Raw genomic sequence first — 12,699 nt, 5'->3', positions numbered from 1 at the left:
GATTTATGATTAGTTTAAATTTATTTTGAGATAAAAATGAAAGAACTGACTTTTGTTGTGCAAGGACCTTACTTTCAGCATACAGATAGAAATCATATTTCTTCTGATGAATGCTTTAGAACTTTACGAAAATATTTTCCTGATTCCAAAATAATATATTCAAGGTCAGATAACGTCGTGATCCCTCTTGAAGTATTATCTTTGATAGATCTTATAGTTTGTCCTGATGACGTAGGTCCTAATCAGGCCGGATGTATCAACTCAATTCCAAAATTTGAGAATGTGAATAGACAAATACATGGTGTTGTAGCCGGATTGGAGTTAGTCGAATCTATTTATTGTTGCAAAGTTAGATCTGATTTTAAATTTATCAATAATAACTTGATAGATATTCTCCCTTCTTTATTGGTTAAAGCCAGTAGATTTAAAGGACGTTTGACCATATTGGATATATACAGTCGCACAGAGTACTTTAAATTTGGTGGAAGGAGTTATGTTGATTATCACTTAAGTGACTTTATATTTATAGGATATTCTGAAGATGTTATAAAGTATTGGAAAGGTGAGCTTTTTGGCGATACAGACAAAAATTATCTTCATTATGATGACTATAGGACTGTCGAACAAATGTTGGGGCGACGTTTTTATAAGAACTATTTTTCAAATATTGAAATAAATTCTGAGCGAAATGTTAGTCTTGAGGAGTGTTTGTTGGCAAAGTCAAGAATTCAAGAGGATTTTAATTTTTTGTCATTTAAAAAGCTAGGCTTAGATATTCCTCGTAGATTTAAACGACCTTATAGAGATCAGGCATACTTTATCAATGGAAATATATTTGGAAGATTAGTATATAATCTACATTTTATAAATAAATTTATTTTGAAAAAGTCTGGACTAAGAGATTTTTGGAATAAGTTAAAAAAATAAATTAAACCTACAATGCATGTTTTATGCATTGTAGGCTAAGATTTTTAATCATTTTTTGATAGAAAGTCTTTATATTCCGAAGGGACTCCGCAAAATATGACATCCTCTCTAGATATTAAATTATAATGTATTTTTTTATTTTTTCTTATGAGATAGTTATACAGCGGTGCTACATATAGCTCTCCCTTTTCCCATTCTTCTATAGGGAGACGTATGTAATTATCATATGCATCTATGTAATCTTTACTGCTTTTAAAATAATACAATCCAGTGCAGCATAATTTTGATATAGGTTTTTTCTCAGTAGTTAAGTCAATCAACGTTGTTTCATTGGAAATTGCTCTCACAAATGACCAGTTATCTCCTTCGCCCTGAAATACTTCTAAGTAGCCATCTCCGAGCGCTTCCAATTCCGGGTATATAAATCCTGGTCTAAATGTGTCTATATTAAAAATAGTGATTGGTTCTTCTGTTTTGTTAATCTCTTTTAAGCCGAGAAAAACTGTCTCAGCCTGTCCCTTTGTATTTTCATGAAGAACTATTATTTTGAAGTTTTTTATGCCTAGGATCTCTGATTTTTTTCTTACAAAATTAGGAGTTTCATAGCTATCTCGAACTATAAAAATAAACTCTTCGCTTTTGAAATATTTTTCAAAGCTTTTTACTGAGTGCTCAAACAGCGATAATCCATGGGCTAGTAGCATATATTTTGGTTGCTCATATCCTTCTTTAAAAAATCGACTACTTAGTCCTGCCATTGGTATTACAATCATTTTATAAGCTCCTTCATAATACTGTAAATTCTGAAAGCATTAGCAAATAGCCCTGATTGCCTATATTTATCATCAGAGTGTAATGTTAGCATGGATATGAAAAGTTGAATTTGCATGGCATATATATTTAACGGTGTTAGATTGTAATGTTTGCAAACCTTATTTAAAAATGACGATTTTATTTTATCGATTTTGTTATCGTTTGGTAAGGTTATTGATAATTCTCTTTTAGCGTGGTCTACACTTGTTTGATGGTAACCAGCAATAATCCAATCATACATTCCTAATACGGAGTGACTTAGCTTAGCTATATCATATAAAATATCACCATAAATGCTGATTTGTCCTTGATGTGTAATTCCTCTTGGGTCTATGACTTTTATCTTGTCAGCTCTGAAATCATACAAAATATTGCTAAAGCAAAAATCTCCATGCATTAATGTTGCGTGCTTACTTTCTGCTGGAAGATATTGTTTGCTTAGATCTAAAATATCTAAAATGCTACACTTGATGTTTTTGTTAAATGTCCACTTTTCGTCAATTTTTATTTTTTCACTCAAGAGATAATCATTTAATCTATCTTTTGTTTTTACGGTTAGTAATTCATTGAAAAATTTTTCATTTTTAACATTTTTTACTTCTTTACAATAGTCAATGAATTTTATGCAATGAGTGAAAATGTTATCCCAAATGCTAGTTGGAATCTCAGTGAAAACAAATAATTCATTCAAGGAAATGTTGTGAAGATATTCTAAAGAGTAGCAATAATTTCCTAGTTTATCTTCGGTGCAACCCAAATATTGTGGGGTATAAACTCTGAGCATTGGTGGTATTGATTCAAACCAGTTTGCTTCGGCAAGAATTTTATTATTATTTTTGCTAGATTTTGTAATCTGTGTTTGGTTTATTTTCAGATCATTGAAAGCTCTTTGTGTCGTAAATGCGGTTTTTGAGTGGTAATATGTGTTTATATGACCAAAATCATACCACTTTTTAACTTTAAAATTTGATAATCCATTTTCATTATTGTAACGATTTACTCCATTAATAAAGTCCCAGCGTTCAATTGTGATACATTTTATTAGTTTTTTTGGATGGGTGAAGTTAAAATAACCACATATAATTTGTTTGTTTTCTTTCCAGCTAATTTCGTTTTTTGTTGAGAAAGTGGACCATGTATAGTTATCTAGTGTATTAGCTGTTGCTATAATATCGCATTCTGTTGGATAACTCTCCAGTAATGTATCTCCAAAGAGAATGCTAAGTGAATTTGAAGACATTTCTTCTGCAATGTTTAAACTGGTGACAATAGCTTCGCCGATAGAAAGGTTTACTGGTGTACGAATAATGTTAATGTTATGGGCGGCTAGCCACGTATTGTCCACTTCAGGAATTTTATAAGAGTCTGGTAAGGAAAGATAAATACTCTTTCCCTTAGGAATTTTTTGTATTTGATGCTGAAATAGCCGTTTGTTACCTAAAGGTAGAAAGGCTGGTGGTATTGTTCCGAATTCAGCTTTAAGATCTTCGGTAACATATGCACCAGACATAATTAAAAACATATATTTTCCTTGTTTAGTAGACTTTTTATTTCACTTAAATCCATGCTTAAAAACTCAGATGGGCGAATAGCTTTATCATCAATATAAAATCCATCATTACCACACCAGGGTTTTCCTACTATAATTTCATCATAAGGAACTTCATGTTTATCTAGCCACTTTATTATTTTTGGTAAAGTATGTATGTTGATTTTTCCAATGTTTCCATCGTATGTTCGCATATTCCTTGCTGTTGCAATTACAATGCTAAATCCAGAGGTTTTATATTCTTTAAGTTTCTCAATTAACGCTATGTTAGGTAAAACTTTTTCATAGTCAGTAGTATTGGCTAGTGTAATAGTTCCGTCCAAATCGACAATTAATTTTTTCATATTAACTCCAAGTACTCTCATTGAGAATAATTTAAATTGTTAAATTAATATATTGAGCGGCAATATATTGGCTGTCTACGGCCTTTAATATTTCTAGATTGTCTAAAGCGGGTGGTGAGGCCAAACACTCCAGTGCCTTTTGTGCCAACAGCGCGGGTTGGCGAACGGGGACGAGATATTGTGCTAAATGCCCTGTGAGAATTTCATTGGGCCCATGTGGGCAGTCAGTACTGACGACAGGCGTACCACAGGCTAAAGACTCAATTACCACGGTCGGTAAGCCTTCAAAATCTGAGCTGAGTAACATCAACTCGGCCTTGGCAATCCAAGCGTAGGGATTGTGTTGAAACCCTGGTGTGATGATTCTGTGTTCGACACCGTATTTCTTAGCGAGTTTGCGTGCCTTCTTGGGGCGATTACACAGCAGGACAAGCTTAGGGGCTGTTGGCATATCCCTGAGTGCCTTAAACAAAATATCGTGGCGCTTTTGCCGTGTCACGCGGCCGACATGGATCATATAAGGCTCACTTGGGATCTCGGCAATTTCTTCCTGAGTCTTCTTGCGGATTTCCTCCAATCTAAAGGGATTATAGATTGTCTGAACGCTTTGTGGTTTGAGCCAGGAAGTGGCTCTGAGCTCATCGGCGATGCCATTGGAAACTGTAATGATCTTTTTGCCAATCAGTGCCTTAGCCTTTTTCCAGCGACGCCAGAAATGCACTGGACCACGCTTTAATTCCATCAAGAGTTCTTGCTTAAGGGCGCAGTGGCAAAAGTAATAGCAGGGATCGAAATCGCAGCCGGAAACAACGACATCGCAATCGGTCGAGTTACTTAAAAATAGCGAGAACTTACCCGATTGTTCCGCTTCGGCCACCTTGGCCTGCAGGCGTTGTCTTTGCTCCTGTAGGCTTGGCTTTTGGCCAGCTTCATAAAGATAATGAATCGTCACATTTTCTGGCGGCATAAAATCCCCCTCTTTATGGAACACAAAGAGGTGAACATCTTGCCCGGCTTCCTGCAGCACTTCGGCCTGGGATAAGGCGATTTTGACTGTGCCGTTCGAGAAAAAGTTATGGCAAAAAATGGCGATTTTTTTCATATAAGTGCTCTGATTACGTGGACTTAATCGGTTGTGGTGTGGTTTCAATCCATCGAGGTTGGACGAAAAGCCGTTGCCTACTTAATCCAATATATAGCGAGTCGGCATTATATCAGTTCATGCCTTTACATGGGCTTAATCCGAGGAATTCTTGCCAGTATTTCAATTTTTAACGGGATTTTCAGCGGTTTTTATCGGGATGATTCACTCAAGTGGCTAAAACGAGTAGACTGGCGGCAATGATTTTTGGGTATCTATCTGAGTCGAGTCAGCAAAGTGCATACAAGAGCGATTTATCCTGGGACATTCGATCCCATTACCAATGGTCATGCCGATTTGATTGAGCGTGCGGCTAAGTTGTTTAAGCATGTGATTATTGGCATTGCTGCCAATCCATCTAAGCAGCCAAGGTTTACCCTTGAGGAGCGCGTTGAGCTGGTAAACCGCGTCACAGCCCATTTGGATAATGTGGAAGTGGTTGGTTTTTCGGGCCTGCTGGTCGATTTTGCCAAGGAACAGCGTGCGAGCGTGCTGGTGCGTGGTTTGCGTGCGGTTTCCGACTTTGAGTATGAATTCCAATTGGCCAACATGAATCGCAGATTAAGCCCTGATCTTGAGAGCGTGTTTTTAACACCGGCTGAAGAAAACTCTTTTATTTCTTCCACCTTAGTGAAGGAAGTCGCGCTGCATGGCGGCGATGTGAGTCAATTTGTACACCCTGAGGTGGCAAGCGCGTTGACCGCCAAGCTTAACCTCGCAAAAGCCTGATAAGGCTGAGTATTTCCATAAAACCTTTGAGGCATCAGGCCTCGCGATGATAATGAAAAGGATGTTATGAAGGCTTTTTTGACCCCCACTATCCTCGCTGCTAGCGTTGCATCTGGTTTACTGTTTTCTGCTTCCGTTGCTGCCGCCCCTTGGGTGGATGCCTCGGATATTTATTTAAGAGCCGATATTCAAGCACTGGCCGATGCGGGCGTGATCCGTGTGCCAGTGAATACCTTTCCCTTGATGTGGTCTGGTATTGGTGGCGACTTAGCGAAAGTCGAACCCGAGCTATTGTCTCCCCGATTAGTGCAAGCCTTTGCCCGAGTTAACTTTTACTATCAAAATGCTGTCGATAACCGCGGCAATGCTAGGGTTAAACTCTCGGGGGCGACCGATCCCGCTCGCTTCCAGCATTATGGCTCCGACTACCGTGAAAAGGGTGAGGCTAAAGCCTCATACGAATACTTAGGCTCACGTGTGGCCTATAAAACCACAGTTGCTGAGACGTACGATCCGCAAGATAACAAAAACTTCCGTCTCGATGAGTCTTATTTTGCGGTAATCATGGGTAACTGGATTGCGACCTTAGGTACGGTTGAGCAGTGGTGGGGGCCGGGATTTGATTCGGCATTGCATCGCTCTAACAATGCGCGTCCAATGCAGTCACTGTCGCTCAGCCGTAATAATGCCGCCGCCTTCGAAACGCCATGGTTATCTTGGATTGGGCCTTGGACCTTCAAGACAGGTTTTAGCATGGCTGAAAAAGAGCGTGCTGTGCCTAAAATGGCTGAATGGGATATGCGTTTCAGCGCCAAACCCCTTCAGCAGCTAGAAATAGGCCTGTCTTGGTCGACGCTATTTTGTGGCGAAGGGCAGAATTGCGACTTCGACTCCTGGTGGGACTCGGTGGCAAGCAATGCGGTGTGCATCGACGGTTCGGATTCTTGCTTGGCCGATCAACGCCGTGATGCGGGCCATAGAACTCAGAGCATCGATTTACGTTATGCCGACACTTGGCAGGATATCCCCGTTGGTTTGTACCTTGAGCATAGCTGTGAAAACGGCAGCGATTGCGGCTCACTTTGGGGGATAGATACCCATTTCGGTACATCGGGTAAGCAATTCAAGCTATTCATGGAATACTCGGATACCTTTGTCGAGTGTGATGGCAAACCTAACTGCTTCTATGAAGATCCTGTTTACCTCAGTGGAGCGCGTTACTACGGCAGAGCTTTAGGTTCGACCTATGATAGCGATGCCCAAGTCTTTGTGTTTGGTTTGGTTGGTCAGTTCCATAACAGCCGTGGTTTTACTTCGCTACTGCGTTATGCCAAGTTGAATAAAGACGGCACCAATGTGGCGACCACATGGGCGCCACAGCCACCGAAGGAAGACTTGTTGATGCTGGAACTTTCTTACCGTATGCCGGTGTGGAAGGGCATGTGGAGTCTGGGCGGTACAGTATCGAGATCGGAATTTGATGTACAAGAAAACGATACTAATGCGACTTTCTTCAGCAGTTTTGAATACCGTTTTTAAGCGCTAATCCAATAAAGAGGCCTGCAAATCAGCAGGCCTTTTGGTTTTCTCAGAGAGCTTACTTCGCATAAAACGCGCGGTACCACTCGACAAATCTACCCACCCCAGTATTGATATCCACTTGGGGTTTATAACCCACCGCCTTAAACAGGTCTTCGGTATCTGCCCAGGTGGAATGCACATCACCGGGCTGCATGGGTAAGAATTGTTTATTAGCTTCAATGCCGAGTGCACTTTCGAGTGCGGTAATAAAATCCAGCAATTGCACTGGGCTGCCATTGCCGATATTGAATACGCGATAGGGTGCGCTGCTATTAGCCGGTGTACCGGTTTCTACACGCCAGTCCGGTGTTGGGCGAGGTGGTTTGTCTTGCACCCTGATGATGCCCTCAACGATATCGTCGATATAGGTGAAATCACGGCTGAGATCGCCATGGTTATACACATCAATAATATCGCCCGCGAGAATGGCTTTTGTGAATTTAAACAAGGCCATATCCGGTCGTCCCCAGGGGCCATACACGGTAAAAAAGCGCAAGCCTGTGGTGGGTAACTGATAAAGATGTGAGTAAGTGTGCGACATTAACTCGTTGGCTTTCTTGGTCGCTGCGTACAGGGATATCGGATGATCGACGCTGTCCTCGGTCGAAAATGGCATCTTTTGATTCAAGCCATACACAGAGGATGAAGAGGCATAGACTAGATGCTCAATCTTATGGTGGCGACAGCCCTCTAAAATGGTGAGATGCCCAACTAAATTGCTATCGGCATAGGCGAGGGGATTATCGAGGGAGTAGCGCACTCCAGCCTGCGCGGCGAGATGGATAACCCGTCGAAAACCTTGTTCTGCAAACAATGTCGCAATGCCGTCTCTGTCGGCTAAGTCTAGTTTGATAAAACGGAAATTGCTTAAGGCCTCGAGCGGTGCCAGTCGGGCTAGCTTTAGCCCAACATCATAATAGTCATTGAGGTTATCGATACCGACAACTTCATGGCCCTGTGCGCAGAGGCGCTCACTGACTTTAGCGCCGATAAATCCGGCGGCGCCTGTGACTAAGTATTTCATAGTAAACCTTTATATTTTGGACGCTTAGTCGTGATGAAACAGATCCCGGGTGTACACCTTAGCGGCGACATCTTCGAGTTCATTGGCCATACGGTTAGAAATAATTACATCGCACATGGCTTTAAATTCATGTAAATCGCGGATCACTTTCGAGTTAAAAAACTCCCCTTCCTTGAGTACGGGCTCATAGACCACGACTTCGATGCCCTTGGCCTTTATGCGTTTCATCACTCCTTGTACCGCCGAGGCGCGGAAGTTGTCTGAGTCGGATTTCATGATTAAGCGATAGATCCCCACTCGCTTCGGTTGCTTACTGATAATCGCGTTGGCGATAAAATCTTTGCGGGTCGTGTTGGAATCGACAATGGCGCTGATGAGATTGTTAGGCACATCGTTATAGTTGGCCAGCAATTGCTTAGTGTCCTTGGGCAGGCAGTAACCGCCATAACCGAAGGAAGGATTGTTATAGTAATCGCCGATGCGCGGATCTAAACATACGCCTTCGATAATCTGGCGGGTGTTGAGCCCTCGACTCTCCGCATAGGTGTCCAACTCATTAAAGTAGGCGACGCGCATGGCTAAAAAGGTGTTGGCAAACAACTTAATCGCCTCTGCCTCAGTGCTGTCTGTGAGTAAAATCGGAATATCTTGTTTAATGGCGGCGCGAGCAAGCAGATCGGCAAAGGCTTGGGCGCGCTCGGAACGTTCACCCACTATGATCCGCGAGGGGTGCAGGTTATCGTAAAGCGCCTTACCTTCGCGCAAAAACTCAGGCGAAAATAAGATATTGTCACTGTTGAGTTTACTTCTCAGCCCTTCGGTAAAACCCACTGGCACAGTCGATTTGATGACAATGGTGGTGTCAGGATTCAGGGCGAGCACTTCCTTCGCCACCCGTTCGACCGACTGAGTATTAAAGTAGTTGGTTTGTGGGTCGTAATCCGTAGGAGTGGCTATGATGACAAAATCGGCTTCTTTAACGACGTTTTTGTCGCTCGTGGCACTGAGATTTAAGGCTTTATGCTGCAGGTATTCTTCAATCAGACTGTCGGCGACCGTTGGTTTACGCGCATTAACTAACGCGATGCGCTCGGGCATCAAATCAATCGCTACTACATGGTTTTGCTGGGCGAGTAAAACCGCGTTCGATAGGCCAACATAGCCCATTCCAACTACCACTATGTTCATAGGTTTTATACAGTTTGGCATTTTGTTTCTCAAACTAGCATTTTCTGCGGCATTAGAATATGTCATTTCGATGAAATTCACAGTTCCAAATTAAGTGCTCTTTTCTCGATTTTCACCCGTATACAATGCTGGGCTCGCGTTCCGTTTAATTCATAACATCCTATCAATGCAGATTTTTGTTTGCCACAATCCTATGTTACCGTACTCATGGTTATTAAGCTTGGAGCCTTAACGTGATTTCAGTCGTGATCCCCGCCAAAGATGAAGTGGGCAATATTGGCCCATTAATGAAAGAGATATGCCAAGCCCTGCAAGGGGTGACTGAGTTTGAAATTCTTGTTGTCGACGACGGTAGTCAGGATGACACTTTTGGTGAAGTTATGCACACCGCAGAGGTGATGCAATGCGATGCTAAAGCCATTCGTCACGAGCGCAGTACGGGCCAGAGTACCGCTATTTCCACTGGCGTTTTACATGCCCGCGGTAAATACATTGTCACCTTAGATGCTGACGGGCAAAACGACCCTGCGGATATTCCCGCCATGTTGGCCCAATTGCCGCAAATTCATGCCGAACACTTTTGTATTGCCGGTTATCGCAAAAACCGTAAAGACACGGCGTGGAAGCGATTCCAGTCCCGCTTTGCGAATAAAGTGCGTGATGCACTGTTACACGATGGCGTGCCTGATACCGGATGTGGCTTAAAACTCTTCCCCCGCGAAACCTTCCTGCGCATGCCTTACTTCGACCATATGCACAGATATATCCCGGCACTCGTGCGCCGCATGGGGGGCGAAGTGTTTATTTCTGTGGTTAATCATAGGGATCGCCAAGTCGGCGTGTCTAAATATACCGCTTGGAATCGGGTCTGGGTCGGAATTGTCGACATCATGGGCGTCATGTGGCTCGGTCGTAGGGCGAAAATCGCTAAGGTCGCCCGTAGCGAAACCAGCTGGCACGATTAAGATGAAGCGACTCTATAAGGCGATTTTTATCGTCTTTATTTTGCTGGTGTTAATGTTTGCGGCCCAGCAAGGGTTATTCGAGCATGTGACCGATAGCAATTGGGTAGCACACTTTATTGCCGCTCAAGGGGCTTATGCGCTGGCGGTATTGCTGATGGTTGGCGCCTTGTTTACTGCTGTAGGTGGGCCGAGGCAGGTGATCGCCTTTGTATTCGGCTTTGCCCTCGGTGGCATCTATGGTGGCTTATTTTCCACCTTAGCGGCATTGCTGGGTTGTGTGCTGGCGTTTTATACCGCGAGATTAACCATTCGAAACAGTCTGCAACGACGTTTTGGCAATCGTTTACAAAAGTTTGAGGCGCTGATCATTCAGCGGACTTGGTTAAAAGTCTTAATGATCCGTCTGTTGCCCGTGGGTAGTAATCTGCTGACGAATCTGTTTGCGGGTGCTACACACATCCCCGCTGGTGGATTTATGTTTGGCAGCGTGTTGGGTTATTTGCCGCAGATGCTGATATTCAGTTTTGCGGGCGCGGGCATTGGCTTATCTGATCATAACCAACTGGGGATCAGTATCGGGCTGTTTATTATCTCGAGTCTTATCGGCGCTTACCTTTACCGTTCTAGCCTGCGTAAGCAGGTGGATGAATTGGAAAACTAAATAGGGATTAGGAATGGATGCATTGAATCGTCGTTTCAATAGCGAAGATTATTACCAAGTACTCTGGCCGTTGTTGCTGATGAGTTTGCTGATCTTGTTGGTTGGCATAGGTTTTCGTTCCCCTTGGCCCGCCGACGAGCCGCGGTTTGTTGAGGTCGCGCGGGAAATGGTGGCCTCGGGTCAATGGTTATTCCCTACCCGGGGCGGGGAATATTATCCTGATAAGCCGCCAGTGTTTATGTGGGCGATTGCCCTGTTTTATCAACTCACTGGGTCGTTAAAACTCTCCTTCTTACTCCCCAATGCCTTTTGTGGCTTGCTGACGGTATTTCTTGTCTATGATCTGGGTGCCAGATTGTGGAATGTGCGGGTTGGCCGCAACGCTGCACTATTGCTTCTTATCGTGCCGCAGTTTTTGATGCAGGCGAAAAATGCCCAGATAGATGCCATGGTGATGTGCTGGATAACCGTGGGATGTTACGGATTAATCAGACATTTTATGCTTGGGCCTAAGTGGCATTGGTATTTTATTGGCTGGGCATTTATGGGGCTTGGGGTGATCACTAAGGGGGTTGGTTTCTTGCCCCTGTTGTTGCTCATTCCAATTGGGATTTACGCCTTCAAAGATAAGACCCGTTTCGAGGGCCGCTTAACTTGGCTTTGTCTGGCAGGGCCTTTGGCCATGCTGGCCGTGATTGCCTGTTGGCTAGTGCCAATGGTGATGACGGTTCAAGCCCATGGCACGCCCGAGATGGTGGCCTATCAAAATAACATTTTGTTTAAGCAAACGGGCGAGCGTTACGTCAATGCTTGGCACCATATCAAGCCTTGGTATTTCTTCGTGCTGAGTGTGATCCCTTGGATGTGGTTCCCGATTTCGTTGCTGGTGGTCGCCTATTGGAAACAGTGGCTGCAAAAGGTGAAAGCCGATCCCACCATTGCGATTCTGCTGATTTGGGTCGGACTCGTGGTGCTGTTTTTCAGTATCAGCCCGGGCAAGCGCAACGTGTATATTCTGCCAGCATTACCTATGTTGGCCTTGGCGGCATCGGCGGTATTAACGGGTGTTTCACCCAAAGCTTGGTTTGAAAAACTAGTCACTGGTGTGCTGTGGTTCTTGGGCGCGCTCGTGTTAGTGGCCGGCGTGCTGGCATTTATTCATCACCCTGCACTTGTCAAAGCGCTGGCGGATTATACCGATGATCTCACTGGCATTGGTTACTTATTTATTTTGCTCGGGGTGCTTTGGTGTGCCTTGCTGTGGCTGGCGCGTCGTCAGTTTGCACTGGTGAAAGTGGGGTTAGTTTCAGCCTTGGGCTGGGTGCTAGTGAGCACTTGGGGTTACGCTATGCTCGATGAAATGCGCACTCCCAGAAGCCTGATGCTACACACTGCCGAGGTGATAGGTGAGGATGCCGAACTTGGTTTGGTGAACTTTAAAGAACAATTTATTTTGTTCTCGCCCATGAGTGTGACGCACTTTAGTTATCTCGCGCCGGTAGAAGAACAGGAGCGTAACGCGTGGCAATGGATGCAGGAGAACAAACAGCGTTATGTGTTAGTGCCTAGCGGTGCTGAGCTGAGTTGTTTCGATATCAAAGGCGGTAAGAGCATGGGGATTGCCCACCGTGACGAATGGATTTTGTTATCCGCGTCAGAGCTTAAGCCTCAGTGCCAAGCGCCAGAGCGTGTGTACCGCTACTTTACCGACCATCCAGGTCGTTGGTTAAAAGAGTAATCAACAGCCATATCGAAGAAGCTAAAAATGCCTGCAATT

Annotated in this window: 12 protein-coding genes; 6 read left to right on the top strand and 6 right to left on the bottom strand. The window is 43.8% G+C overall.

The window, feature by feature from the left end; all coding sequences use genetic code 11:
- The first annotated feature begins 36 nt into the window (after nt 1–36).
- Nucleotides 37–927, top strand: coding sequence for a WavE lipopolysaccharide synthesis family protein (locus SHEWANA3_RS21395; RefSeq protein ID WP_011718806.1), 891 nt, complete (start codon nt 37–39; stop codon nt 925–927).
- A gap of 44 nt (nt 928–971) precedes the next feature.
- Here the strand turns inward: SHEWANA3_RS21395 and SHEWANA3_RS21390 are convergent, their stop codons facing one another.
- Genes SHEWANA3_RS21390 through SHEWANA3_RS21375 form a run of 4 tightly spaced genes read right to left on the bottom strand, consistent with a single transcriptional unit; the run spans nt 972 to nt 4,735 of the window.
- Nucleotides 972–1,700 carry a glycosyltransferase family 2 protein gene (locus SHEWANA3_RS21390; RefSeq protein WP_011718805.1) on the bottom strand — a complete coding sequence of 243 codons (729 nt, stop codon included), beginning with the start codon at nt 1,698–1,700 and terminating at the stop codon, nt 972–974.
- Entirely contained in the window at nt 1,697–3,262 is a 1,566-nt protein-coding gene (locus SHEWANA3_RS21385) for a hypothetical protein (protein ID WP_011718804.1), read from the bottom strand. Before SHEWANA3_RS21385 ends, SHEWANA3_RS21390 begins: the two co-directional genes overlap by 4 nt.
- Complete coding sequence (locus SHEWANA3_RS21380; protein ID WP_011718803.1) at nt 3,253–3,633, bottom strand: HAD hydrolase family protein; 381 nt, start codon at nt 3,631–3,633, stop codon at nt 3,253–3,255. Before SHEWANA3_RS21380 ends, SHEWANA3_RS21385 begins: the two co-directional genes overlap by 10 nt.
- Nucleotides 3,634–3,664: 31 nt before the next feature.
- On the bottom strand, nt 3,665–4,735 hold the full coding sequence (locus SHEWANA3_RS21375) for a glycosyltransferase (protein ID WP_011718802.1): 1,071 nt from the start codon (nt 4,733–4,735) through the stop codon (nt 3,665–3,667).
- Nucleotides 4,736–5,011: 276 nt separating this feature from the next.
- Between SHEWANA3_RS21375 and coaD the strand changes: the two genes are divergently transcribed.
- Both coaD and SHEWANA3_RS21365 read left to right on the top strand, forming a co-directional pair.
- Nucleotides 5,012–5,503, top strand: coding sequence for a pantetheine-phosphate adenylyltransferase (gene coaD / locus SHEWANA3_RS21370; protein ID WP_011718800.1), 492 nt, complete (start codon nt 5,012–5,014; stop codon nt 5,501–5,503).
- A 66-nt stretch (nt 5,504–5,569) separates the two neighbouring features.
- The gene (locus SHEWANA3_RS21365; RefSeq protein WP_011718799.1) at nt 5,570–7,042 is read left to right on the top strand and encodes a capsule assembly Wzi family protein; all 1,473 of its coding nucleotides are present in this window, start codon (nt 5,570–5,572) and stop codon (nt 7,040–7,042) included.
- Nucleotides 7,043–7,100: 58 nt separating this feature from the next.
- Here SHEWANA3_RS21365 and SHEWANA3_RS21360 read toward each other — a convergent pair whose 3' ends face one another.
- Both SHEWANA3_RS21360 and SHEWANA3_RS21355 read right to left on the bottom strand, forming a co-directional pair.
- Nucleotides 7,101–8,108: an NAD-dependent epimerase gene (locus tag SHEWANA3_RS21360; RefSeq protein WP_011718798.1), complete on the bottom strand. Its 1,008-nt coding sequence runs from the start codon at nt 8,106–8,108 to the stop codon at nt 7,101–7,103.
- Nucleotides 8,109–8,132: 24 nt separating this feature from the next.
- Nucleotides 8,133–9,296: a nucleotide sugar dehydrogenase gene (locus SHEWANA3_RS21355; RefSeq protein WP_041412880.1), complete on the bottom strand. Its 1,164-nt coding sequence runs from the start codon at nt 9,294–9,296 to the stop codon at nt 8,133–8,135.
- Between the two features lie 233 nt (nt 9,297–9,529).
- Here SHEWANA3_RS21355 and SHEWANA3_RS21350 point away from each other — a divergent pair, with 233 nt between their 5' ends.
- Genes SHEWANA3_RS21350 through SHEWANA3_RS21340 form a run of 3 tightly spaced genes read left to right on the top strand, consistent with a single transcriptional unit; the run spans nt 9,530 to nt 12,660 of the window.
- Nucleotides 9,530–10,261: a glycosyltransferase family 2 protein gene (locus SHEWANA3_RS21350; protein WP_011718796.1), complete on the top strand. Its 732-nt coding sequence runs from the start codon at nt 9,530–9,532 to the stop codon at nt 10,259–10,261.
- Nucleotide 10,262: 1 nt separating this feature from the next.
- The gene (locus SHEWANA3_RS21345) at nt 10,263–10,922 is read left to right on the top strand and encodes a VTT domain-containing protein (RefSeq protein WP_011718795.1); all 660 of its coding nucleotides are present in this window, start codon (nt 10,263–10,265) and stop codon (nt 10,920–10,922) included.
- 13 nt (nt 10,923–10,935) lie between these two features.
- Nucleotides 10,936–12,660: a glycosyltransferase family 39 protein gene (locus tag SHEWANA3_RS21340; protein ID WP_011718794.1), complete on the top strand. Its 1,725-nt coding sequence runs from the start codon at nt 10,936–10,938 to the stop codon at nt 12,658–12,660.
- Nucleotides 12,661–12,699 lie beyond the last annotated feature (39 nt).

Source organism: Shewanella sp. ANA-3 (assembly GCF_000203935.1).
In the GTDB taxonomy this organism is placed as follows: domain Bacteria; phylum Pseudomonadota; class Gammaproteobacteria; order Enterobacterales; family Shewanellaceae; genus Shewanella.
Note: the sequence above shows the minus strand (reverse complement) of the source record. Positions and strands in the feature narration are given on the sequence as shown.

What these genes read in the sequence shown, in the direction of transcription:
- SHEWANA3_RS21395 (WP_011718806.1), top strand. Translation starts at nt 37, where the DNA reads ATGAAAGAACTGACTTTTGTTGTGCAAGGACCTTACTTTCAGCATACA.
- SHEWANA3_RS21390 (WP_011718805.1), bottom strand. Translation starts at nt 1,700, where the DNA reads ATGATTGTAATACCAATGGCAGGACTAAGTAGTCGATTTTTTAAAGAA.
- SHEWANA3_RS21385 (WP_011718804.1), bottom strand. Translation starts at nt 3,262, where the DNA reads ATGTTTTTAATTATGTCTGGTGCATATGTTACCGAAGATCTTAAAGCT.
- SHEWANA3_RS21380 (WP_011718803.1), bottom strand. Translation starts at nt 3,633, where the DNA reads ATGAAAAAATTAATTGTCGATTTGGACGGAACTATTACACTAGCCAAT.
- SHEWANA3_RS21375 (WP_011718802.1), bottom strand. Translation starts at nt 4,735, where the DNA reads ATGAAAAAAATCGCCATTTTTTGCCATAACTTTTTCTCGAACGGCACA.
- SHEWANA3_RS21365 (WP_011718799.1), top strand. Translation starts at nt 5,570, where the DNA reads ATGAAGGCTTTTTTGACCCCCACTATCCTCGCTGCTAGCGTTGCATCT.
- SHEWANA3_RS21360 (WP_011718798.1), bottom strand. Translation starts at nt 8,108, where the DNA reads ATGAAATACTTAGTCACAGGCGCCGCCGGATTTATCGGCGCTAAAGTC.
- SHEWANA3_RS21355 (WP_041412880.1), bottom strand. Translation starts at nt 9,296, where the DNA reads ATGAACATAGTGGTAGTTGGAATGGGCTATGTTGGCCTATCGAACGCG.
- SHEWANA3_RS21345 (WP_011718795.1), top strand. Translation starts at nt 10,263, where the DNA reads ATGAAGCGACTCTATAAGGCGATTTTTATCGTCTTTATTTTGCTGGTG.
- SHEWANA3_RS21340 (WP_011718794.1), top strand. Translation starts at nt 10,936, where the DNA reads ATGGATGCATTGAATCGTCGTTTCAATAGCGAAGATTATTACCAAGTA.